This window comes from Methylophaga sp. UBA3613, from assembly GCF_002375415.1.
Classification (GTDB): Bacteria; Pseudomonadota; Gammaproteobacteria; order Nitrosococcales; family Methylophagaceae; genus Methylophaga.
Genome location: NZ_DFLS01000008.1, coordinates 280,675 through 303,724 on the forward strand (window position 1 = coordinate 280,675; position 23,050 = coordinate 303,724).

General features: G+C 43.8%; 20 protein-coding genes and 1 riboswitch. Of the genes, 17 read left to right on the plus strand and 3 right to left on the minus strand.

Going from position 1 to position 23,050, the window contains the following annotated elements; translation table 11 throughout:
* Nucleotides 1-51 precede the first annotated feature (51 nt).
* Entirely contained in the window at nucleotides 52-2,070 is a 2,019-nt protein-coding gene (locus tag B3S93_RS11210; protein ID WP_292402170.1) for a TonB-dependent receptor domain-containing protein, read from the plus strand.
* An 84-nt stretch (nucleotides 2,071-2,154) separates the two neighbouring features.
* On the opposite strand, the gene B3S93_RS11215 is transcribed toward B3S93_RS11210, so the two are convergent.
* Nucleotides 2,155-3,510: an MATE family efflux transporter gene (locus B3S93_RS11215; protein WP_292402173.1), complete on the minus strand. Its 1,356-nt coding sequence runs from the start codon at nucleotides 3,508-3,510 to the stop codon at nucleotides 2,155-2,157.
* Between the two features lie 265 nt (nucleotides 3,511-3,775).
* Between B3S93_RS11215 and lepA the strand changes: the two genes are divergently transcribed.
* The 14 genes from lepA (at nucleotide 3,776) to B3S93_RS11285 (ending at nucleotide 17,590) form a co-directional block, all read left to right on the plus strand.
* Nucleotides 3,776-5,572: a translation elongation factor 4 gene (gene lepA, locus B3S93_RS11220; protein WP_292402174.1), complete on the plus strand. Its 1,797-nt coding sequence runs from the start codon at nucleotides 3,776-3,778 to the stop codon at nucleotides 5,570-5,572.
* Between the two features lie 13 nt (nucleotides 5,573-5,585).
* Nucleotides 5,586-6,347 carry a signal peptidase I gene (lepB, locus tag B3S93_RS11225; protein ID WP_292355510.1) on the plus strand — a complete coding sequence of 254 codons (762 nt, stop codon included), beginning with the start codon at nucleotides 5,586-5,588 and terminating at the stop codon, nucleotides 6,345-6,347.
* A gap of 387 nt (nucleotides 6,348-6,734) precedes the next feature.
* A complete protein-coding gene (locus B3S93_RS11230) occupies nucleotides 6,735-7,121 on the plus strand; it encodes a DUF4845 domain-containing protein (protein ID WP_292355512.1) in 387 nt (128 codons plus the stop codon).
* Nucleotides 7,118-7,801 (plus strand): ribonuclease III, encoded by a 684-nt coding sequence (gene rnc, locus B3S93_RS11235; RefSeq protein WP_292355514.1) that lies wholly within the window; start codon nucleotides 7,118-7,120, stop codon nucleotides 7,799-7,801. The genes B3S93_RS11230 and rnc overlap by 4 nt, the downstream gene beginning before the upstream one ends.
* Entirely contained in the window at nucleotides 7,798-8,703 is a 906-nt protein-coding gene (era, locus tag B3S93_RS11240) for a GTPase Era (RefSeq protein ID WP_292355516.1), read from the plus strand. Before rnc ends, era begins: the two co-directional genes overlap by 4 nt.
* Before the next feature lie 12 nt (nucleotides 8,704-8,715).
* Nucleotides 8,716-9,435, plus strand: coding sequence for a DNA repair protein RecO (gene recO, locus B3S93_RS11245; RefSeq protein WP_292402176.1), 720 nt, complete (start codon nucleotides 8,716-8,718; stop codon nucleotides 9,433-9,435).
* Nucleotides 9,436-9,447: 12 nt separating this feature from the next.
* Complete coding sequence (gene pdxJ, locus B3S93_RS11250) at nucleotides 9,448-10,179, plus strand: pyridoxine 5'-phosphate synthase (RefSeq protein ID WP_292355520.1); 732 nt, start codon at nucleotides 9,448-9,450, stop codon at nucleotides 10,177-10,179.
* Nucleotides 10,176-10,556 (plus strand): holo-ACP synthase, encoded by a 381-nt coding sequence (gene acpS, locus B3S93_RS11255; protein ID WP_292355521.1) that lies wholly within the window; start codon nucleotides 10,176-10,178, stop codon nucleotides 10,554-10,556. The genes pdxJ and acpS overlap by 4 nt, the downstream gene beginning before the upstream one ends.
* Before the next feature lies 1 nt (nucleotide 10,557).
* Nucleotides 10,558-11,445 carry a cysteine synthase CysM gene (gene cysM / locus B3S93_RS11260; protein ID WP_292402179.1) on the plus strand — a complete coding sequence of 296 codons (888 nt, stop codon included), beginning with the start codon at nucleotides 10,558-10,560 and terminating at the stop codon, nucleotides 11,443-11,445.
* Nucleotides 11,445-13,502 (plus strand): hypothetical protein, encoded by a 2,058-nt coding sequence (locus tag B3S93_RS11265; RefSeq protein WP_292402181.1) that lies wholly within the window; start codon nucleotides 11,445-11,447, stop codon nucleotides 13,500-13,502. The genes cysM and B3S93_RS11265 overlap by 1 nt, the downstream gene beginning before the upstream one ends.
* A gap of 11 nt (nucleotides 13,503-13,513) precedes the next feature.
* On the plus strand, nucleotides 13,514-14,113 hold the full coding sequence (locus B3S93_RS11270; protein ID WP_292355528.1) for a YdbL family protein: 600 nt from the start codon (nucleotides 13,514-13,516) through the stop codon (nucleotides 14,111-14,113).
* Nucleotides 14,114-14,194: 81 nt separating this feature from the next.
* Nucleotides 14,195-15,523, plus strand: coding sequence for a 23S rRNA (uracil(1939)-C(5))-methyltransferase RlmD (gene rlmD / locus B3S93_RS11275; protein WP_292355530.1), 1,329 nt, complete (start codon nucleotides 14,195-14,197; stop codon nucleotides 15,521-15,523).
* Nucleotides 15,524-15,679: 156 nt separating this feature from the next.
* Nucleotides 15,680-15,759, plus strand: a riboswitch (cyclic di-GMP riboswitch).
* Between the two features lie 17 nt (nucleotides 15,760-15,776).
* Nucleotides 15,777-16,367 (plus strand): VPLPA-CTERM sorting domain-containing protein, encoded by a 591-nt coding sequence (locus B3S93_RS11280; protein ID WP_292355532.1) that lies wholly within the window; start codon nucleotides 15,777-15,779, stop codon nucleotides 16,365-16,367.
* A gap of 80 nt (nucleotides 16,368-16,447) precedes the next feature.
* The gene (locus B3S93_RS11285) at nucleotides 16,448-17,590 is read left to right on the plus strand and encodes a DNA alkylation repair protein (protein WP_292402182.1); all 1,143 of its coding nucleotides are present in this window, start codon (nucleotides 16,448-16,450) and stop codon (nucleotides 17,588-17,590) included.
* A gap of 85 nt (nucleotides 17,591-17,675) precedes the next feature.
* Here B3S93_RS11285 and ppsA read toward each other — a convergent pair whose 3' ends face one another.
* Nucleotides 17,676-20,033 carry a phosphoenolpyruvate synthase gene (ppsA, locus tag B3S93_RS11290; protein ID WP_292355536.1) on the minus strand — a complete coding sequence of 786 codons (2,358 nt, stop codon included), beginning with the start codon at nucleotides 20,031-20,033 and terminating at the stop codon, nucleotides 17,676-17,678.
* Nucleotides 20,034-20,038: 5 nt separating this feature from the next.
* Nucleotides 20,039-20,929 (minus strand): pyruvate, water dikinase regulatory protein, encoded by an 891-nt coding sequence (locus tag B3S93_RS11295; RefSeq protein WP_292355538.1) that lies wholly within the window; start codon nucleotides 20,927-20,929, stop codon nucleotides 20,039-20,041.
* A gap of 19 nt (nucleotides 20,930-20,948) precedes the next feature.
* On the opposite strand from B3S93_RS11295, the gene B3S93_RS11300 reads away from it, so the two are divergent.
* Together B3S93_RS11300 and lexA are read left to right on the plus strand one after the other, a co-directional pair.
* Nucleotides 20,949-21,086: a hypothetical protein gene (locus tag B3S93_RS11300; protein ID WP_292355541.1), complete on the plus strand. Its 138-nt coding sequence runs from the start codon at nucleotides 20,949-20,951 to the stop codon at nucleotides 21,084-21,086.
* Nucleotides 21,087-22,107: 1,021 nt separating this feature from the next.
* Complete coding sequence (gene lexA, locus B3S93_RS11305) at nucleotides 22,108-22,710, plus strand: transcriptional repressor LexA (RefSeq protein ID WP_292355543.1); 603 nt, start codon at nucleotides 22,108-22,110, stop codon at nucleotides 22,708-22,710.
* The last annotated feature ends 340 nt before the right edge of the window (nucleotides 22,711-23,050 follow it).

The window sequence follows — 23,050 nt, forward strand, 5'->3', positions numbered from 1 at the left end:
TAGAATGCGAATCTGTTCTATTTGATAATGATTATTATTCGCGAGGTTGGTGTGAGTATAAAACGGAGTATTGTAAGTCGTCCGACGATTTTAACATTGGCAATAGCTTCTGCTTTGGCAGGTCAGGTTGTTTGGGCAGAAGAGAGTGAAAGTATTGAACTAGATGTCGTTAAAGTGACGGGGAATACTATTACCCCAGAGCTCAATAGCGTCACAGCAGAACAAATTGAAAAACTACAGGCAACTGATTTGCAAGATCTCTTCAGTCAGTCGCCTGAAGTGACAATTGGCGGTGGTCCTGGGTTTGCCCAAAAACTCTATGTTCGTGGTATTGAAGATCAGCTGTTAAATATCACTATTGATGGTGCACAGCAGGCGACTCGTCAATTTCACCACGCAGGTCGAATCAGTATTGAACCTGAATTATTAAAACGCGTTGAAGTCAATGCGGGGGCAGGAAATGCGTTGTCAGGTCCAGGAGCATTAGGCGGTTCAGTTAAATTTGTGACCAAAGATCCAGAAGATATGCTGAAGCCGGGTGAAAACTTCGGTGGTCTGGTAAAAGGCATGTTCTCCAGCAATACTGATAGTTTTAAAACGAGTACTACTCTGTTTGGGAAATTGACCGAAGACTGGAGCGGCATGGTTTCTTATACGCAATCAGATGTCGACAATTACGAAGATGGAAATGGTGATGAAGTATCAGGTACAGAAGCTGATCAAGAGTATCTGTTTGCAAAAGTTGTCGGACACTTGACTGACAGTCAAACAGTACGTCTGAGTTACGAAAACCATAAAGATGAGGGCGATAGAACCCAGCGTCCTCAATGGATATTTAGTCCTCCACCAGCAGGAGCACCAGCTAACCGAGGGAATCTGATATACCCAATTGATAGTGACAGGAAAACAGCCACTTTCAATTATGAGCTGAACCCCCTTGATAATGCTTATGTGGATCTGGCACTGACTCTTTACAATACCGAAACAGAGTTTTTTCAGGACGGATTTTTCGGTCCCTTCACCGGCACAGGCGAGAGTACTGGTTTTGATTTACGTAATACATCTATCTTGGGTATGCATGAAATCACCTATGGAGTTGATTATCGTAAAGATGAGTCTAGCGCCGATGGGGATGGCGAGAATTACAAAGATGAGTCAAAGGTCAAGGGTGTTTATCTTCAAGATGATATCCAGTTAACCGATGCATTATTGTTAACCGCGGGTCTTCGTTACGATGACTATGAATTAGATACAGATTTTGGAAATACATCTCATAATGAAAGTGATCTCAGTTCTAATGTGGGTCTAAATTTTCACTTTACCGATAATTGGAGTGTGTTTGCTTCTTATGCTGAAGCCTTTAAAGGTCCTTTGGCACAGGATGCGTTTAAACTCGGCTTTACAACGCAAGCCGTGGATTTGAAACCCGAAAAGGCAGAGAATATCGAATTCGGTGTTGCCTATGACTCAGCAACATGGTTTGGTTCTGCCAAAGCCTATAGAAGTGAAATCAAAGACGTTATTGGCGTTTCAGGAACGGTAGGCCCAGCCAGAAATATCTTTGATAATTTGGGTGATTTAGAGTCAGATGGTTATATTCTGGAAATAGGTCATCGCTGGGATAGCTTAATGGCGAGAGTCAGCTATCACTACAACGATGCCGAAGTGGATGGTGTGGAAGCGAATGCTTATGATCATAACGGTATAGCTAATACGGTTCGTGACACATTCATTGCTCAACTTGATTACCAACTTAATTCACAATGGAATTTTGGTTGGAATGCGCGTTTTGTGAAAGGCCGTGATGATATTGATTTTGTGGCTCAAACCACATTTCCAGATGCAGAAATTGACCAGCCTGGCTATGGCATCCATGACTTTTATACGCAATGGAGACCGTCATTATCAGAAGATGTACGGATAACGCTTACGGTACAGAATATTTTTGATAAAAATTATATTGATCATGCGAGCGTAGCCGATTTCACTGGCTTACCAGGTTATGGTTTAGTGAGAGGCTACAATGAACCCGGACGTGATGTTCGTCTGAGCGTGGCCTGGCAATTCTAATTCATAAAGCAGGTTTTCCCTGAAAATGCTTGATGAGCTTTGGCCGGATGTTGCAATGACATCCGGCTTTTTTCTATATTTAGGTTAACTTTTTTTCTCAATAATATTGCTGGGAGAATATTTCCAGCAAAGCACCAGAGCCAGAATAAAAGTCAGCCATTCGGCCAGCGGAAGGGCAATAAGAAACTGTTTATCTGGCAACCATGTGACAAACAATAATAATAAAGCTGCAGGCAGTAGTAAGCCTCGGGTTAAAGCAACTAACATAGATGGTAGCGGCTTTTGCATAGCGGTTAAATACACGGATAACGTGACATTCAGTCCATTGACAACAAATAACGGCCAAACCAGCATAATAAACTGGGCAGATAACTGCTGGCTTTCCACGGCATTATCCTGCAAAAACAATTGTATCAACCACTGTGGATAAAGCAGTAAAACACTAATTAATAAAAGTGATAAAACCAGTACCAATGACATAGCGGTGATTAAAAAGTCTCGAATCCGCTTTGCCTGAGCAGCACCATGATTTTGACTGATTAATAAATGCAGAGCATCTGCTATACCGTAATAAATCATCAGACTGATGAAAATAAGATAGTTAATCACTGCAAACGCCGCTAAACCATTGACCCCCTGATAGATAATCAGTAGCCAGTTAAGCAATAAAATCACCATTCCACCGGAAAGCTCATTCACAAATTCTGATAGCCCGTTGTAAGCGACTTTAGTCACTTCCGACCAGTTTCCCGGCATTAAAAGTAACCTTAAGCGTCTATTTTTGCTGAGAAAATACGTTGAAAGAATCAGCATCTGTACGATCTGTGCTGCAAGAGTTGCCAGAGCCGCACCCTTTAACCCCATTTCCAGGCTGATAATGAATAGCGCATCAAGTGCAATGTTTATTAACGCCCCGGCAACCAAAGCGAATGTCCCCAGTTTTTGGCGGTTATCCAGCCGGATAAAGTAATACAGCACCATGCTGGTCACTTGTAGAACCAGTACCACACAAATAATATGAAAATAAGGCAGAACCAACGTTATCAATTCATCCGGCGCACCCAATAACGTTAGTATTTGTCGATCCAAAATGAGTGAAAACCCCATAAACAGCAGACTGACAATTAAAATACTTATCAGGCATTTACTGAACACGGTAGCAGCGGCTTCGATATTGTTTTGCCCCAAATAACTACCGGCACGAACAGCCCCACCAATGGAAAACATCAGAGCAATAGCAAAAATCAGCGTAAAAAATGGAATCAACAACGTTATGGCGGCCAGACCCGCCGAACTGACAAACTGCCCGATAAAAATTCCGTCGACTATGCTGGCGGTGGTAATCGCCAACAAGCCCAGAATGGATGGAATGGCAAAGCGGAGAAAAGTGGAAATAATCGGACCGTTGAGGACGTCATTGTCGGTGTGGCTAGCCTGCATTTGGTTTCCATTTTCAAAGAAGTAGGGTCGGGGATCGCTGAATGCTAATAATTCTTTTTATTTTAGCAGCGCTCTTTTCACCGGAGCACATCAAAACGATTGAGTAATGCGGTATTTATTATCGTTATAACTCAGTTAAGTGCGTATAATACCGGGTCATTTGTTCGATGCGTGTTTCGCGTTGGCAACACATTTTAAAACATGGAGCTGAACACATTTTGCAACACGTCATTTCAACCTCCGACACGTTCATAATCGCTATTCAATGAAAAATATCAGAAACTTTTCAATCATTGCTCATATTGATCACGGTAAGTCCACCATAGCAGACCGCTTTATTCAAATCTGCGGCGGTCTGACTGCACGTGAGATGTCGCAACAGGTGCTTGATTCGATGGATATCGAAAAAGAGCGCGGCATTACCATCAAGGCGCAAAGTGTTTCATTGGATTACACGGCAAAAGATGGTGAAACCTATCACCTCAACTTTATCGATACGCCGGGCCACGTAGACTTTTCCTATGAAGTTTCCCGCTCACTGGCTGCCTGTGAAGGTGCTTTGCTGGTCGTTGATGCTGCTCAAGGGGTTGAAGCGCAAAGTGTGGCCAACTGTTATACCGCTATCGATCTTGGCCTTGAAGTTCTGCCCGTGTTAAACAAAATTGATTTACCTGCTGCAGAACCCGATCGAGTCGCTCAGGAAATCGAGGATATTATAGGTGTGGATGCACTGAATGCCGTACGCTGCAGTGCCAAAACGGGTGTCGGTATTGATGAAGTCCTTGAAGAGTTGGTTGCGCGTATTCCGCCACCACAAGGCGATCCAGAAGGTCAATTAAAAGCACTGATTATTGATTCCTGGTTTGATAGCTATGTCGGTGTTATCTCTTTGGTGCGAATCAAACAGGGCAGACTGAAAACCCGCGATAAAATCAAAGTTATGTCCACCGGACAGGAATATCAGGTTGACGAAGTCGGCGTATTTACGCCCAAGCGCAGTAAACGCACTGCTTTAAATTGTGGTGAAGTGGGTTATGTTATTTCCGGGGTCAAGGAAATTGATGGTGCGCCGGTAGGGGATACCTTAACGACAGCTCAACATGGTGCGACGGAAATGTTGCCGGGCTTTAAATCGGTAACGCCGCAGGTTTATGCAGGTGTATTTCCTGTTAGCAGTGATGATTACGATGCATTTCGTGAAGCACTGGGCAAATTACGATTAAACGATTCATCACTGTTTTTTGAACCGGAAAACTCTCAGGCTTTAGGCTTCGGTTTTCGCTGTGGTTTCCTCGGTCTTTTGCATATGGAAATCATCCAGGAACGCCTGGAACGTGAATATGATCTGGATCTGATTACCACGGCTCCGACCGTGGTATTTGAAGTGGTCACCAAAAAAGGTGATGTAATTAAGATCGAAAATCCGGCCTCATTACCTGATGCCGGTTCCGTTGAAGAAATCCGTGAACCTATCGTAGCGGCTGACATGCTGGTGCCGCAGGATTATCTTGGAGCGGTCATTACCCTGTGTGTAGAAAAACGTGGCGTACAGAAATCCATGCATTACATGGGCAAACAGGTTGCACTGAGTTACGAATTGCCAATGAATGAAGTGGTGATCGATTTCTTTGATCGCATCAAATCGGTCAGCCGCGGCTATGCCTCATTGGACTATCATTTTATCCGCTTTCAGGCGGCACCTCTGGTGAAACTTGATGTGTTGATTAACGGCGAAAAAGTTGATGCTTTGTCAATGATAGTGCATAAAGATCAAAGCGTTTCTCGTGGTCGTCAGTTAGTTGAAAAAATGCAAGAGCTGATCCCGCGACAAATGTTTGATGTCGCCATTCAGGCCGCTATTGGCGGACACATTATTGCGCGCTCAACAGTCAAGGCAATGCGGAAGAATGTTTTGGCAAAATGTTACGGAGGCGACGTTTCTCGTAAACGTAAATTGCTTGAAAAACAAAAAGCCGGTAAAAAACGAATGAAATCCATCGGCAAAGTGGATGTGCCGCAGGAAGCATTCTTGGCGGTATTGCAGTTATCCAAGAAATCTTAATAAGGAGCGTCAAGTGAGTTTCCCAGCAATAATGGTGTTACTGGTCGCGATAACCGGTCTGATATGGTTGGTGGACCGCTTTTGGTTAGCACCTAAACGTAAAGTAAATGACAATGAACCGGCGATTGTTGAATACGCCAAATCATTTTTCCCCATTCTGTTGCTGGTGTTGGTGATTCGCTCGTTTATCGCTGAACCGTTCCGCATCCCGTCAGAATCTATGTTGCCGACTTTGCATGTCGGCGATTTTATTTTGGTGAACAAATTTTCCTATGGCGTTCGGCTGCCGGTCATTAACACTAAAATTCTCGATACCGGTTCGCCGGAACGCGGTGATGTGATGGTATTCCGTTATCCCAAACAACCTGAAATTGACTATATCAAACGGGTAATTGGCTTACCGGGCGACAAAGTTGGTTATTTCAATAAAACGTTGTACATAAATGGTCAGGAAGTTAAAACCGAGGTAGTTGATAAACCAGTAGAAATGCTGGGTATCATTGCGCCGCGAGTACAGCTGAAGCATGAATTTCTGGACGCTGAACCTCATGAAATATTTTTGGATCCGCAACGTCAATCAATGGAAGGTGAGGTTACAGTTCCGGAAGGCCATTATTTTGTTATGGGTGATAACCGCGACAATAGTAATGACAGCCGTGTGTGGGGAACTGTGCCGGAAGAAAATCTTGTCGGCAAAGCCTTCTTTGTCTGGATGAGCTGGGATTGGGACCAGGGTGGTTTGGTCTGGTCAAGGGTGGGAAGCTCTATTAACTAAGAGCGAGTTTTTCCATTGGAAATGATTTTAGAATCTAATACATCATTTCCACCTTGTTTGATGAAAGGAGCCTCCAGCAGTGATGGGGAGGGAAGATAATTAGACTCTAGGGCTTGTTTTATCTTTCATATCCGCCTCTGTTGTGAGCTGAAAAAGTGTAAATCAAGGCACGAGGAGCGCCTTTTAGTTATTCTAAATAAGCGACGAGTAACGCAGAGTGACGCTTTTTCAGTCACAACCCAAAGGGCTGGGACTATTTTTGCGTCCGACTGCGTTGTGAATAACTTATGACGGAAGGCAACATTGCGTGCTTTCGGCCTTGGTGGATACAAAAATAGTCGCCAGCAGTGGTGGATGTGAAAGATAAACAAGACCTAGGAGTGCATCATGAAAAAACAACAGGGAATGACACTAATCAGTTGGGTGATAGTACTGGCAATCATCGCATTTTTTGCCACTTTAACCATGCGATTGGTACCGATGTACCAGGAATACTATGGTGTTTTGCAAATCATGAAGTCTATGGAAACCGAATTAAAAAACAATAAGCTGAGCAATCAACAAGTAATGTTACTACTGAGTAAAAGGTTTAATACCGGTTATATCTCCAGTGTGAAAAAAGAAAATATCGAATTATTCCGTGGCAGAAGCAATGCCTATGTCACCAAAATAGTGCTTGATTATGAAGTGCGGAAGCCGTTTTTTGCCCACATTGATTTAGTTGGGCATTTTGTGACAGAAGTGGATGTGGAACCGGAACCGACAAATCGATGACAAGCATCAAACAGAAAAAACTCTGCCAGCAACTTGGCATTCAATTTAAAAATGAAACATTGTTATTGCAGGCACTGACACATCGCAGTGCTGATCCAAAAAATAATGAACGGCTGGAATTTCTGGGCGATGCGATTTTGAGTTTCGTGATTGCCGAAGAACTGTTTAATCGTTTTCCCCAAGCCAAGGAAGGCAAGATGAGTCGCCTGCGTGCCAGCCTGGTGAAAGGGGAAACCCTGGCGGAAATAGCCCGTGAACTCAAATTGGGTGATGTGTTAATCCTCGGACAGGGGGAATTGAAGAGTGGTGGTTTCCGCCGTGAGTCAATTCTGGCCGATGCCTTAGAAGCCATTCTAGGTGCACTGTTTCTGGATAGTGGCATTGATATCGTCAAGCCGTTGATTCTGCGTCTTTATGATGAACGGCTGGATTCTATTGATGTTACTGAAACCATAAAAGATCCCAAAACCCGCTTGCAGGAATTACTACAAAGCCGCAAATTACCTTTGCCGCTATACAGTGTGAGAGAAATTGAATCCGCTGATAAACAGCCTGTTTTTGAAGCCTCTTGTCAGGTAAGTTTGCTGAATAAATTAGTGGTGGCTCAGGGAAGCAGTCATCGTAAGGCTGAGAAAAAAGCCGCTGAACGCGCCCTGACGCTAATCGAGTCAAAATTATGAATGATCAACCTGCTTTTCGCAGTGGCTATGTAGCCATTATAGGCCGTCCCAATGTCGGCAAATCCACCCTGATTAATCGGGTGTTGGGTCAAAAGTTATGTATTACCTCGCGTCGCCCGCAAACCACCCGTCACCGCATTCTGGGGATTAAAACTTCGGAATTGGGACAGTTCATTTACGTTGATACACCTGGTATCCACAGTGATGGCAAACGGGCCATGAATCGCTATATGAACCGTGCTGCAGCCGCTTCCGTTGAAGATGTGGATGTGGTGGTGTTTGTAATCGAAGGTATGAAATGGACTGAGGAAGATGAGCGGGTTTTGCAAAAACTGCAGGGGACCAGCAAGCCAGTCATTTTGGTGATGAACAAAATAGATAAACTGGAAGATAAAGCTACTTTGTTTCCACAGGTAGAAAAGCTTGCTGCATTGTTTAAATTTACTGATATCGTGCCATTATCAGCCCGCAAAGGCATCAATCTGGAATCTCTTGAAGAATCGATATATAAATTAATGCCAGAAGGCGAGATGATCTTTGATGAAGATCAGCTCACCGACCGTAGCTCACGTTTTCTGGCCGCTGAAATGGTTCGTGAAAAACTGTTCCGTCATTTAGGCCAGGAATTACCGTATTCACTAACTGTAGATATCGAACAGTTTGAAGATGATAACGGCATGTACCGTATCAGCGCTGTTATCTATGTAGAACGCAGTGGTCAGAAATCCATTGTTATTGGCAAAAAAGGTGAGTTACTCAAGCAAGTCGGTAAAGATGCCCGAGAAGATATGGAAAAGTTATTTGACTGTAAGGTGTTCTTGCAATTATGGGTCAAAGTGCGTGAGGGCTGGTCTGATAACGAGCGCATGCTCAGAAATCTGGGCTATAACGACGATCTCTGATTAGGCATTACGGTGGAATTCACCCAGGCATTTGTTTTACACCAACGTCCTTATCGGGAAACCAGTTTTTTGCTGGATGTATTTACTGAAGATTATGGTCGATTAAGCTTGGTAGCCCGCGGCATGCGCCAAAACAAACGCCGTCACAACAACCCACTCCAATTATTCCAACCGCTTTGGGTAAACTGGTTTGGAAGAGGTGACTTACTGACAATAAGCAAAATTGAAACGACCAGCGCACCTTATTGGTTGCAGGGTCATGCTGCTTTATGCGGTCTTTATATCAATGAATTATTAGTCAGATTGTTAACCCAGCAGCAAGAAGAACCAATGGTGTTTGATGCATATCAAAAAGCTTTGGATGGCTTACAGCAGGCTGAGAAGGCTGAGCAAGTGTTAAGACTTTTTGAAAAGCGATTGCTGGAAGCGTTAGGTTATGGGCTGGACCTGAACAACGATAGTCAGGGTGAGCCAGTGTCCGATGAACAGCATTACAGTTATCAGCCGGAGCTTGGGTTGCAACCTTGTCTGGCAAATGACAGAAAAAGGATTATTTCAGGAGCCAGTTTGTCACAGCTACAGCAGGAAAAACTGAGTGATCCGGTTAGCCTCAATGAAACAAAACACTTAATGCGTTTGATAATAAACTATCATTTGGATGGCAAACCGCTGAAAAGCCGGCAGTTGTTTGCTGAAATGCAACGTTATGCCGGCCCTAAAACAGCGAATTAATTAAGGAACATCATGTCGATTTATCTTGGCGTTAATATTGATCATGTGGCCACGTTAAGACAAGCCCGCGGTACCCGTTACCCCGATCCGATTCAGGCAGCTATTGAAGCCGAACAAGCCGGTGCTGACAGTATTACGCTGCATTTACGCGAAGATCGCCGGCATATTCAGGATCGCGATGTCAGAATGCTGGCCGATATTCTGCAAACCAAAATGAATCTGGAGATGGCGGTAACCGAAGAAATGCTTGGCATCGCTGAACTATACCGTCCAGCTGATTGCTGTCTGGTACCGGAACGCAGAGAAGAGTTAACCACGGAAGGTGGGCTGGATGTTGCCGGACAACAATCCAGAATGCATGACGCCTGTTCGCGATTAGCAGAAGCCGGCATTACTGTTTCATTATTTATTGATCCAGAAATGAAACAAATTGAAGCTGCTGCGGCCTGTGGTGCGCCGGTCATTGAGTTACATACCGGTCGTTATGCAGAGGCCAGTTCAGCGGCTGAAGCCCAGCATGAGCTGAAAATCATTCGTCAAGCTGCTGAAAAAGCCCATGCTATGGGCTTGCAGGTGAATGCTGGTCATGGTTTGCATTATCACAATGTAAGACCCATCGCAGAGATTAAAGAGCTGGTGGAGCTGAATATCGGCCACGCCATTGTGGCACGATCATTCTTTACCGGCTTTCAGGAAGCCGTCCGGGAAATGAAAAAACTGATGTTAGGTGCACGACATTCATGATTAGTGGTATTGGCACGGATTTAGTGCATATTCCCCGTATCGCAGAAATGTTAAAAAAGTACGGCGATAAAGCCGCACAGCGTATTCTGGATGTGAGCGAATTCGAGCAGTTTCAAAAAAACCAGCAACCTGCCGCATTTCTGGCTAAACGGTTTGCTGCAAAAGAAGCCACGGCCAAAGCCCTGGGCACAGGCTTTCGGGATGGGTTAAGCCTGCAACATATCGCCGTTCGCAATAATAGTCTGGGCAAACCGGAACTGGTCTTTAATGCTTATGCCGAACAGTTATTGTCAGAAAAAAATATCCAGACAGCTATGCTCAGTCTGAGTGACGATGGTGATTATGCCACCGCCTATGTTGTCCTGGTGGAAGGTTAGAATGTCACAATATCCCACCATTGAATCCTGCATAGGCAATACACCTCTGGTCCGTTTACAGCGATTGCCCGGCAATACCAGTAATACGATTTTGGCTAAGCTGGAAGGTAATAACCCTGCCGGATCGGTTAAAGATCGGCCGGTTGCCAGCATGATTCGCCATGCTCAACTGAGAGGTGATATTGAGCCTGGCGATACGCTGATAGAGGCGACCAGTGGCAATACCGGTATTGCGCTGGCAATGGTCACCGCTATTCTGGGATATCGGATGATTCTGATTATGCCGGAAAATATGAGTTCGGAACGGCGGGCTTCAATGCGGGCTTATGGTGCCGAAATTATTTTAACCGATGGAATGGAATCCGCACGTGATTTGGCGCTGCAGATGCAGGCGATGGGGGAAGGCAAAGTTCTGAATCAGTTTGGTAATTTTGATAATCCATTAGCGCATTATGAAACGACCGGACCTGAAATCTGGCGGGATACCAATGGAGAAGTAACCCATTTTGTCAGCGCCATGGGAACAACTGGCACCATTATGGGGGTTTCCAGATATTTGAAACAACAGAATCCAGCAGTTCAGATAGTCGGGGTTCAACCCGTCGAAGGCTCAAAAATACCGGGTATCCGACGCTGGTCAGCTGCTTATCTGCCAGAAATCTTTGAGCCGGAACGAGTAGATATGACGCTTGATGTAGAACAGGAAGTTGCTGAAGACACCATGCGCAAACTGGCCAGTGATGAAGGCATCTTCTGTGGCGTTTCATCAGGTGGCAGTGTTGCTGCTGCGTTACGATTATCGGAAACGGTTTCCAATGCTGTTATCGTTTGCATTATTTGTGATCGTGGTGACCGCTATCTTTCTACAGGTGTGTTTCCGGCAGACTAATGTTAGCCAGGACTCTAGTCTTATTGGTTTTATTACTGGTAGCGACCTCCCAGTTACATGCAATAGAACAGGCAGCTATTCAGATCGGCTCCTGGTCAAGCGAGCAAGTCGACATCACTGATTTGCAAGTTGAAGTCAATTTACAATCCACCGGATTAGCGCTTACTGCCACAGCCAAACAATTACAGTTAACAGCACCAGTAGGTCTGTTAAAAAATGTCAGACTGCGCTGTGAAACCTTACGCTGGTTATCCGGGCAAATAGATTGTCAGTCTGGTCAACTGGACTTCACCCATGCTATTTGGGGCAACCAAAAAATAGCATTCAATATTAAATCTCGTGCAGAAGAAGAAAATTATCAACTGACTTTAACAGGTATCCAGCTGGATCAAGGCAGCATGGATGTTCAGGCGGATTACCAACAGGGTCAATGGCAAGCTCAGGTGGCCGGGGAAAATGTTGCGTTAAAGAGTTTGGTTAAATTTATCGGTCCATACGTTAATGAAAAGCAACTGGAATTACTTTCGCAATGGAATATCAATGCCCTAATGGATATTGATGCAGAACTTACCGGTAATCAAACACGCTTAGCCTCGGCAAACGTTTCCGGAAAACTAAGAGATGTAATGTTTGCTGATCCCAGCGGAAGTTATGCTGGCGAAGCTCTGGCGGCCCAAATACAACTGGCACTGCAAATCGAAAATGATCGCTGGTCATGGCAGCAAACGCTGACTATCGATGAGGGCCAGACCTACTTTGAACCGATCTTTTTGGATTTGGCTGAACACTCTGTCACGTTAAGCAGTGAAGGACAATTCAATAATGCCAACAAAACATGGCAGATAAATGATGTTGAATTTTCACAAAGCACTTCCATTTCAGCCAATGCAGAGTTAAATGGTAAGGCAACGCAATTAACACATCTGCAAATGGACCTCCGTAGCACTGATTTAGCACAATTATATAAAGACTGGTTACAACCATTTATTCCAGGTTCGTCCCTGAGTCATTTGCAAACCAGCGGGGAGTTAACAGCCAGTTTGCAATGGCAGCCAGAGCAATATCTGTTTCAAATGAATTTACAGTCGGTCACTATAGTCGATGATGCTGGACGGTTTGCTATTGATAACCTTGAAGGAAAACTGGGATGGACTAACCAGGAGTCAGTGATACCGATTGATTTACGCTGGAACTCGGCTTCTATTTTATCCTTGCCATTGGGTGGCTCAACCTTACAGGCAGAAGCGAGTCAGAATCAGATTCAATTTTCCAATTTGTCAGTACCTATTCTGGATGGAGCATTATCACTGAATGACTTTCAATTAAGTCTTGATGAAGAGCAGGGAAGAAGCTGGCAGTTTGAGGGATTATTAAGCCCGATTTCAATGGATCAATTAAGTCCTTTACTGGGCTGGCCAACGCTTCAAGGTAAATTGTCCGGCATGATCCCCAAAGTCAGTTATGCTGATGAAGAGATCACTGTCGATGGAGCATTGTTACTGAAATTATTTGATGGCACGACGGTGATTAGAGATCTCCGTTTACAACAGCCATTCGGAAGCCTGCCTCAGTTGTATGCCAATATCGATATTAACCGTCTGGATCTACAGACGCTCACCAATACTTTCGATTTTGGTAATATAAGCGGCAAATTAGATGGTCGTATCCATAATTTACGCTTATCAAACTGGCAACCGGTGCAATTTGATGCATTATTTGAGACACCAGAAGAGGATCCAGGTCGGCGGCGAATAAGTCAGCGTGCCGTCAATAATCTTTCGCAGATTGGTGGTGGTCCGGCTGCCATTTTATCGCGTGGGTTTATGGGCCTGTTTGAAGATTTTTCCTATAGCAAAATTGGTCTAAGTTGTCGTTTGATGAATTCTGTCTGTCAGATGGATGGTATAGAACCTGCTGAGCAAGGGTACTATATTGTTAAAGGTGGCGGCCTGCCACCATGGATTAATGTGATTGGCTATAACCGTGAGGTGGATTGGCCAGAATTAATCGCCAGATTAAAAGCGGTCAGTCAAAGCGACGGGCCAGTTATTCAATAAAGGAAAATCGAATGGGTTTATTAAAATGGTTAACGGGCACTACCGCAGGGTTAATGCTGATTTCCTGTGTGACAATCAATATCTATTTTCCGGCAGCGGCTGCTGAAAAAGCTGCAGATCGAATTATTGAAGATGTATGGGGACGCGAAAACCCGACGCAGCCACAACCGACTGAATCGGAAGACAGTACTAGTGCTTTAAAACAGAATATGCCGCTTGCAATGCAGGTATTGAACTGGTTGGTCTCACCGGCGCAGGCAGAAGCCAATTTGAATATTAATTCGCCGGCAATTAATGCTTTGCAGGCAAAAATGAAACAGCGCCATGAGAAACTGCATCCTTTTTATCAAACCGGTGCGGTGGGATTAACCAGTAATGGTCTGATTACCTTGCGTGATGCCTCTGCAGTGCCATTAAAAGATCGTAATACAGTAAATACTCTGATCGCTGAAGAGAATCAGGATCGTAACGCCTTATACGCTGAAATAGCCCGTGCTAACGGGCATCCTGAATGGGAATCTGATATCCAGGAAACCTTTGCCAGACGCTGGATAAGCAATGCAGCCAAAGGTTGGTGGTATCAGCAAGGCGGCAGCTGGAAGCAAAAATAATTTTTCAATCAAGTTTAAGTCCGGTTATGCAAAAGCATGACCGGACTTTTTTTATGTAATTTTCGTTTAAAGGTTTAACAAATGGCACGACGTAATCACAGAAAACGGCTCCCTACAGAAGCTGTTCAGGCAACTATAGAGAGTCTTTCTCATGATGGTCGTGGCATTGCCCGAATTGAGGGTAAAACCGTCTTTGTCGACGGTGCGTTGGCGGGTGAAAATGTGTCGTTTAAATATACCCGGCTGCATAAAAAATATGATGAGGCCAAAGTAATCTCGATTGAGTCTGCCTCCAAGGATCGCGTTGAAGCAAAATGCCAACATTTTGGTGTGTGTGGTGGGTGCAGTTTGATGCATATGTCACCAGAAGCTCAGTTAAGCCTGAAACAAGACACCTTAAAGGAACAGCTTTCGCACTTTGGACAACTGACACCAGAGAATTGGTTAGCACCGTTAACTGGCCCTCTGTGGGGCTATCGACGTAAAGCTCGTTTAGGTGTCCGTTATGTGACCAAAAAAGAAAAAGTGCTGGTCGGCTTTAGAGAAAAAGGGTCACCTTATCTGGCTGAGTTAACGCAATGTGAAGTATTGGATCCACGCGTTGGATTACGCCTGGAAGAGCTAGGGGAAATGATTGCCAGCCTTGAAGCCTATAACCGAATCGCACAAATAGAAGTGGCGATGGATGATGCCAATACAGCTCTGGTTTTCCGGAACATGGATCCATTGTGTGAAACAGATAAGCAAAAATTGATTAACTATGGTCAGCAAAAGGATTTGTGGATCTATCAACAACCAGGCGGGCCGGATACCGTCAGTCCATTATGGCCTGAAGCACCACAATTGCATTATGCACCTGAAGAAGGTCTCAGACTGGAATTTGCCCCGGGCGACTTTACTCAGGTCAACGCCGCTATCAACCATAAAATGATTGCCAAGGCGATTGAGATGCTTGATTTGCAGGAAACCGATCGGGTACTGGATCTGTTTTGTGGTTTGGGTAACTTTACCCTGCCTTTGGCAAAACGTGTCCGAAGTGTGATTGGGGTAGAAGGGGATAAATCTCTAGTGGCACATGCACAGAGAAATGCCGGGATGAATGGTCTGGACAACGCTGTATTTGAAATGGCTGATTTAACGATAACACAATTGAAAGATTATCCTTGGGCACAGGAAGGTTTCACAAAAGTATTACTGGATCCTCCCAGAAGCGGCGCGTTTGAAGTGCTGGGTCAGATTGCTGATCTGGGCGCCAAAACCATTGTTTACGTTTCCTGTAACCCCGCTACTCTGGCCCGTGATGCCGGTGAACTGGTGAATCAATATGGATATACGCTTGTACAAACCGGCATCATGGATATGTTTCCTCATACCAGTCATGTTGAATCGATCGCATTATTTCAAAAATGATGGGAAAATATTTCTAGTAGTTTTAAATGGTTCACAAAGTACTCGGAAATTGAAGTTAAAAAAGTTCCCTATTTAGTACCAAGGTACAATAGTTTTAGGAAATTTTTCCTTTAATATAGGCACCATTGCTCCAGGAATGAACCGGAGCAATACTAAATATTTGAGTGCCAACCTTGGTGTGAGCCAAGAGACGGAAAGCCACGGGTCTTCCTTAATAAGATAGCCGGGTTGCATTTTCAGGAAGGAAATGTAAATGAAATTATTAACACCAATCTTTGCCGCGACACTTTTGATGTTAGGTTTTTCTACAACTGCATCAGCCACTTTTTATCATCCTAAACCACATTACTGTGATAATGGTGATCTCTGTGATAATAGCCAGCCTTTCTCAACTACCTTGACGACTGGCGATATTAATAACAGTGGAAAATACGCTTACTGGGGTTTCGATAGTATCGATGTAGCTGATTTGACAATTGAATCAGCAACTTTAACTGTAAAATCTAATGCTGATAACTTTTTTATTTTCGGGTGGGATAAAATTTTCGCTTATACAGATAATTGGTATGGCACTGGACTTGAGCATATTGGCTGGCTAGATGGCGGTTACGATGTTTTTTCATTAAGCTCTAGTCTTTTTGATGAAATTATTGATGGTTTATCACTGAAAGCGCTTTTCACCGATAATTCAGAAGACGTTTTTTGGTCAAAACTGGAAGTTTCTGGCGTCTACTGTCCGCCTATTAGTGAGGTTCCTTTACCAGCAGCGGTATGGTTGTTCGGTTCAGGTTTAATGGGCTTTATGGCTGTTCGCAGAAGAACAAAAGCAAACCAACAAGCTTAACTCTCTCGTAATACCGTAAAATAAAAACCGTGGCTTTCGAGCCACGGTTTTTTTATGTCTGAAAAAAAGAGTGAGTTGAAATGGCAAAGTCTGATCCGTTAGCTGAATCGCCCCCAGCTTTATTAAAAGATCATATAAATGCCAATTCTATCGATGTGTTAGCAGGATTAATCAAAGGCTATCAACCGGATTTTCCTGACGATAAGTTCAGGGTTATGGCAATGTCACAGTTGGAATCCATGCCACTTAAAACCCGCGTCAACCATCTTAGTAACGTTTTGGCAGTATTACTGGTTGAGGATTTCTCTGTGAATGCCAAATGGTTGAAGCAGGTTGCCGCGCACTGGCCCAATCAGGAGCCCAGTAAAGGTTGGCATAGTTTTATGGCATGGCCATTAATTGACTATGCTGGAAAGCAAGGGCTGCAGCAGCCGACAATCGCACTGGATGTGTTAAAGCATCTCACACCATTGTTTACTGCAGAATTTGCTATCAGACCCTACATAGAACAACATTTTGAGCTGACCTTCAAAGAATTATTGCGATGGTGTGATGATGAGAATGAGCATGTCCGGCGACTGGCATCAGAAGGGATGCGGCCAAGATTACCTTGGGGAGGGCATTTAAAGGCATTAAAACAAGACCCGCAGCCGGTATTTGAAATACTGAGTCAGCTCAGAGATGACAAAAGTAAATATGTCCAAAAATCTGTTGCCAATAATTTAAATGACATTAGTAAAGACCATCCACAGCGAGTAATCGATATCTGTCGTGATTGGTTGAAAAATTCCACACCTCAACGTCGCTGGATTATCCGTCACGGGCTTCGCAGTCTGATTAAGGCAGGTGAGCCAGCTGTATTCCCATTACTGGGTTATAGTGACCACCCAGCCGTTGAGATAGACTTTGATTTAACTGAGCAAGATGTGACATTGGGTCAAAAATTGGAAATGTTGTTGTCTATCCATTCTAAAACCAGTCAGGCTCAACAATTGGTGGTGGATTATCGTGTCTGGTATGTCAAAAACAACGGCAAGACCACCGCGAAAGTTTATAAATGGAAAAACATCGCTTTACCGGCCAAGGAAAGTATCTATCTAAAGAAGTCACACGGATTTTTAAAACTGACTACCCGGCAATACTATGGTGGCCAACACACTATTGAAATACTTATCAACGGCGTGGTTCATAACCAGGCGACGGTGAATCTAGTACTTGATTGAATTAAAGATACTACCAAATAAATTATCAACAGAAATAGAATGAGCCCCGGAGGGCTCATTTTGTTTGGTGCAAATTTAATCGATTTTACTGTTTAGCTAACGCCTGCCAGGTACTGACCACCGTATCCGGATTTAGTGAAATACTGCTGATTCCACGTTCAAGCAGCCATGCTGCTAAATCAGGATGATCCGAAGGTCCTTGTCCACAGATACCGACGTATTTATCTGCTTTGTGACAGGCATTAATCGCCATCTCCAGCATCGCCAATACCGCTGGATCACGTTCATCAAATGCTGCGGCAATTTGTGCAGAATCCCGGTCGAGCCCCAATGTCAGCTGAGTCATATCGTTAGACCCGATTGAAAAGCCATCAAAGAATTCCAGAAATTGATCTGCCAGTACTGCATTGGAAGGTAATTCACACATCATGATCAACCGCAGGCCATTTTTACCGCGTTCCAGACCATTCTTTTTCAAAATTTTGATGACGGCTTCAGCTTCACTCAACGTCCGTACAAAAGGAATCATGACTTCAACATTGGTTAAACCCATGACATCACGGACACGCTTGATCGCTTCACATTCCAATTCAAAGCAGGCCTCGAATTCCGGAGAGCTGTAGCGTGCTGCACCACGGAAACCAATCATGGGATTTTCTTCGTGTGGTTCAAATTCAGCGCCACCAACGAGGTTGCCATATTCATTCGATTTAAAATCGGACATACGCACAATCACTTTGGATGGATAAAATGCCGCAGCAATAGTCGAAACACCTTCCGTAATACGGCTGATATAAAACTCAACCGGGTCGCCATAAGCAGTAGTTTTTTCGCGGATAACCTGTTGTACTTCCGCATCCATTTTATCGGCGGCCATCAATGCTTTCGGATGAATACCGATCATATTATTTATAATGAATTCCAGCCGAGCCAGACCAACACCGTCATTAGGGAGTTGTGAAAAGCTGAATGCACGGTCAGGATTCCCCACATTCATCATAATTTTGACGGGTAACTCAGGCATTTGGTCCAAAGACTGAACCCGATGTTCAAACTCAAGCAGTCCCTGATAAATATAACCTTCATCGCCTTCGGCACAGGAAACTGTGGCTGAAATGCCTTCAGCAACTTTTTCAGTAGCATCGCCACAGCCTACTACAGCCGGGATACCTAATTCACGTGCAATGATAGCGGCATGACAGGTGCGACCACCACGATTAGTAATAATCGCCGCCGCTTTTTTCATGATCGGTTCCCAATCAGGATCCGTCATATCTGTTAGTAATACATCGCCCGCTTCAAATTGATCCATCTGATCGAGGCTGCTCAGAATCCGAACCCGACCACTGCCAATTTTCCTACCAATGGCGCGACCACGGGCCAACAATTCACCTTTATCTTTTAAAATGAATTGCTCAGTAACATTTACACTGCGGCTTTCAACCGTTTCCGGGCGAGCCTGAACAATGTAAATCTGGCCATCGTTACCATCTTTTGCCCATTCGATATCCATTGGTCTTTGGTAATGCTTTTCAATAATCATCGCCATGCGGGCCAATGATTCAATTTCTTCATCATTCAGACAAAAATGCAATCGTTCTTCGGGATCGACATCAACGGTTTTAACCGGTGATTTTGCATCACCTGAGTAAACCATTTTAAGCGCTTTCTGGCCCAGAGTTCTGCGTAATACCGCAGGACGATCAGCAGTTAATGTGGTTTTATGCACGTAAAACTCATCTGGATTAACCGCGCCTTGTACCACCATCTCGCCAAGACCGTAACTGCCAGTGATAAAGACCACATCACGAAAACCGCTTTCAGTATCCAGGGTAAAAGCCACACCGGCAGAAGCAATGTCAGAGCGCACCATCTTCTGGATACCGGCAGACAAAGCCACTTCGCTGTGTTCAAATCCTTGGTGATCGCGATAGGCAATCGCTCGATCGTTAAACAGTGATGCAAAGACTTCTCTGATAGCAAACTTGATATGGTCTAAACCGGAAACATTCAGAAAGGTTTCCTGTTGTCCGGCAAACGATGCATCGGGTAAGTCTTCTGCGGTGGCAGATGAACGTACCGCCCAGCTGGTAGAAGTACCGTATTCTTCTACTAGCTTTTCATAAGCTTCATCAATTGCGGCTTCCATTTTTTCCGGATAAGGAATGGTCATGATCCATTCACGGATGGTTTTACCCGCTTTCTGAAGTGCAACGACATCGTCAACATTCAGTTCACGTAATAATTCGTTTATCTGGTCTTGTAGTCCGTCATGCTTTAAAAACTCTCTGTAAGCATCTGCCGTAGTCGCAAAACCGCTTGGAACAGCTACACCCAACGGTGCTAAATTCTGCAACATTTCACCTAAAGAAGCATTTTTCCCACCAACTCTGCCGACATCATTCATGCACAACTTATCAAGTGGAATTACATATTCGGTCATGACTACTACCTTAAATTTTTAGTTTTATTAAATGTAATGGTTGATTCGCGGATGCGCTCACGCGCGAGGCCCATAGAGCGAACAACACGGCTGGATATTTCCTCAATAGAAGTATTTGTAGTATCAAATACCGGAATATTCACTTTCTCAAACATAATCATCGCTTTGTCTAATTCTGCCTGACAGATTTCCAAAGAGGAATAATTACTATCAGGGCGGCGTTGTCGGCGAATTCGACTCAGCGGCACCGGTTTAATAGTTAAGCCGGCAAGTTTATGTTGATGAATTTTAAGATACTCAGGTAGTTCTTCTGCTTCCAAATCTTCAACGGTTAACGGATAGTTAGCCACTTTGAGGGAGAAGTTCATTGCTAAATACAAACTGGTGGGTGTTTTACCACATCGTGAAACACCGACTAAAATGATATCAGATTCTTCATACTGATCGGGACGAATACCATCATCATGCGTCAGCGCATAATCTATGGCATCCAGACGTTTCTGATAAGTGGTATCGCTAATTGAAATTCGCGATACACCGAGTTTCTGTGATGATTCAATATTCAGAAATTTTTCCATCGAACCGATGAACTGATGAAATAAACTGATTACAAATCCATCACAGTCTTCGATAATCTCTTGGGCTTCGTTATTCACTAAGGTGCTGAAAACCAGTGGGGGCAAATGCGATTCGGCACAAAGCGCATTAATTTGCTCGCGTGCTTCCTCAGCTTTTTCTTTAGTGTCGACAAAAGCCAGAGTAATTGTTTCGAATTCAATATCAGGAAATTGCGCCAATAGACATTTTCCGTAAGATTCTGCGGTCAAACCGGTCCGATCTGATACAAAAAATACGTTTCTGATTTGTTGAGTATTATTTTCGGTTACATCGTTCATTAGATAATGATGTGCTGAAATGGCTGTATTGATCAACAAAAAGTTTGTTGCAGGAAGAGATAAGCTCAAATATCAATTTCGCTCAATTGATGGTAACGCTTTGTATGGTAATTTATCAGCCGGTATCGCCGTTCATCCTGCACCGATAGAACACTAAAAATTCAACTCTGTAGTATTGCACTTAGAAAGCTGATTTAGCGACGTTCAGAAAGCTAAATAAAGTTATCTGGTACTTTCAAAACTGGCGTATTAGAGCCTATTAAAGGACGTTGGCAGGGTTACACCAAATTTGTTCATTTGACAATGGAGGCATAATAAGGTGTTTTATTTAATGCATAAAAAATGCTTCAGCATTTAATGGAATATGCCGAATAATAACTAAGTTTTAACAAACTGGATATTGATTGTTTTAGCTTGAAACGGACATCCAATATTCCATCAGACACCAAAACGTAAACTGAAACGTATTCAGTATTTTGATACCCGGCCCTACATAAAGATGTGACCCCGAAACAATCTTTCAGCCAGCAATCCGATAAAGCAAATTAAGTTTTATTATCAGATACTAAACTGTAACCGGAATTATTACCTCTAAAGACTCCAGCTCTTTAATGTATAAACAGAGTGGTCTATTCAGGACATGAATAAACCAAATGCTACCAGGCCAATACAGACCACTGAAATAAATACAATAAACTCAATGAAGTGCTCCATCAGCCATTCTTCTAACTTGTGCATGATAATCCTCCTTAACAACGTTGCTTAATAACAAGTTTTCGTTGTTGATTATCGTGCTGGCTGGGCTAGAAGACATTGATCTGGATCAAATCAAACCAGTGTTGTTTTTTTTCACTAAAAAGCAGTTGTAACTATTTAGACAAAAACCACCCGATAGCCACTAACCCCAACCAGAAAGCGGTGAAGAGTAAGATGATATGTGGAAATTTTTGCATCAAAAATTCATCAATTTTTTTGAACATGATTACCTCGTAGCAATTCATTTTTAACTGGAAACGATATCATTTGCGCGGAGATTATACCAGTTCAAATAAACTGTTTTTCTACGTTTTCAATGATATGGCGACTACGCACGATAAATGACAGATTTTGCTTGTATTTAAGAAGAAGATTCTCTATATTTTCTCTTCTCGGTATGTTCTCTCGCTAGGGGAAAATTTATGTTAACTAAAAGACAGCAAGATACGCTCAACTTTATTCGCCATTACATTGAAGAAAATGATGAAGCACCTTTGGTTACCGAAATTGCCGAAGGGTTAGGAATCAAATCACAAGGCACCACGCACAGATACATTCAGGCGTTGATTGACGGGGGATATCTGGAGCGATTATCGGGAAGAACTCGGGGCTTACAGTTAACTGAGCAGGAGGGGGCCGATCAATCGCTTATTCTCCCCATGATGGGAAAAATTGCAGCAGGCAGATTGATAGAGGCCGTAGCCGACGAATCAGAAATTGATCTTGGCATCATGTTTAAAGGCAAGGGTAGATATGTCCTGAAAATCAGCGGTGAATCGATGATTGGCAAAGGTATTATGCCGGGCGATTATGTGGTGATTGAATCAACCCGGCAGGCCAGACATGGAGACATGATTGTGGCTTTAGTCGATGGTTTTGATGCGACCCTGAAAACCATGCTGGTCAACCAGGATGGAACGATTACCTTAATGCCAGCGAATGACGAATTTGAGCCTGTTACGATCGATGCAAAGCGACTCAGCATCCAGGGCGTTGTGGTAGGTCAGTTACGCACCTATCCCTGAATACTGATGAAAGTTGCCAAAAACTGAACTAGGGCTTGTTGATCTTTCATATCCACCACTGCTGGCGGCTATTTTTGTGTCCGACAAGGCGGAAAGCACGCAGTGTAGCCATCCTACATAAGTGATTGACAACGTAGGCGGCCGCAAAAATAGTCCCAGCCCTTCGGGTTGTGACTTAAAAGCGCCACTCTGCGTGGCCTACAAGGATGTAGGTCAGGGGCGTGAGCAGGATGCGGAAGTTTTGCTCGTCGCTTATTTAGAACAACTACAAAAACGTCAGGAACGTTTTTGAGCGCAAGCCTCTTCGGGGTGAGATACATGGATGTATCTCACAAAAGGC

Excerpts from the sequence above, each read along its gene's own strand:
- B3S93_RS11215 (WP_292402173.1), bottom strand. The coding sequence starts at position 3,510 with ATGCAGGCTAGCCACACCGACAATGACGTCCTCAACGGTCCGATTATT.
- lepA (WP_292402174.1), top strand. The coding sequence starts at position 3,776 with ATGAAAAATATCAGAAACTTTTCAATCATTGCTCATATTGATCACGGT.
- B3S93_RS11230 (WP_292355512.1), top strand. The coding sequence starts at position 6,735 with ATGAAAAAACAACAGGGAATGACACTAATCAGTTGGGTGATAGTACTG.
- rnc (WP_292355514.1), top strand. The coding sequence starts at position 7,118 with ATGACAAGCATCAAACAGAAAAAACTCTGCCAGCAACTTGGCATTCAA.
- era (WP_292355516.1), top strand. The coding sequence starts at position 7,798 with ATGAATGATCAACCTGCTTTTCGCAGTGGCTATGTAGCCATTATAGGC.
- pdxJ (WP_292355520.1), top strand. The coding sequence starts at position 9,448 with ATGTCGATTTATCTTGGCGTTAATATTGATCATGTGGCCACGTTAAGA.
- acpS (WP_292355521.1), top strand. The coding sequence starts at position 10,176 with ATGATTAGTGGTATTGGCACGGATTTAGTGCATATTCCCCGTATCGCA.
- cysM (WP_292402179.1), top strand. The coding sequence starts at position 10,558 with ATGTCACAATATCCCACCATTGAATCCTGCATAGGCAATACACCTCTG.
- B3S93_RS11265 (WP_292402181.1), top strand. The coding sequence starts at position 11,445 with ATGTTAGCCAGGACTCTAGTCTTATTGGTTTTATTACTGGTAGCGACC.
- B3S93_RS11270 (WP_292355528.1), top strand. The coding sequence starts at position 13,514 with ATGGGTTTATTAAAATGGTTAACGGGCACTACCGCAGGGTTAATGCTG.
- rlmD (WP_292355530.1), top strand. The coding sequence starts at position 14,195 with ATGGCACGACGTAATCACAGAAAACGGCTCCCTACAGAAGCTGTTCAG.
- B3S93_RS11280 (WP_292355532.1), top strand. The coding sequence starts at position 15,777 with ATGAAATTATTAACACCAATCTTTGCCGCGACACTTTTGATGTTAGGT.
- B3S93_RS11285 (WP_292402182.1), top strand. The coding sequence starts at position 16,448 with ATGGCAAAGTCTGATCCGTTAGCTGAATCGCCCCCAGCTTTATTAAAA.
- ppsA (WP_292355536.1), bottom strand. The coding sequence starts at position 20,033 with ATGACCGAATATGTAATTCCACTTGATAAGTTGTGCATGAATGATGTC.
- B3S93_RS11295 (WP_292355538.1), bottom strand. The coding sequence starts at position 20,929 with ATGAACGATGTAACCGAAAATAATACTCAACAAATCAGAAACGTATTT.
- B3S93_RS11300 (WP_292355541.1), top strand. The coding sequence starts at position 20,949 with ATGGCTGTATTGATCAACAAAAAGTTTGTTGCAGGAAGAGATAAGCTC.
- lexA (WP_292355543.1), top strand. The coding sequence starts at position 22,108 with ATGTTAACTAAAAGACAGCAAGATACGCTCAACTTTATTCGCCATTAC.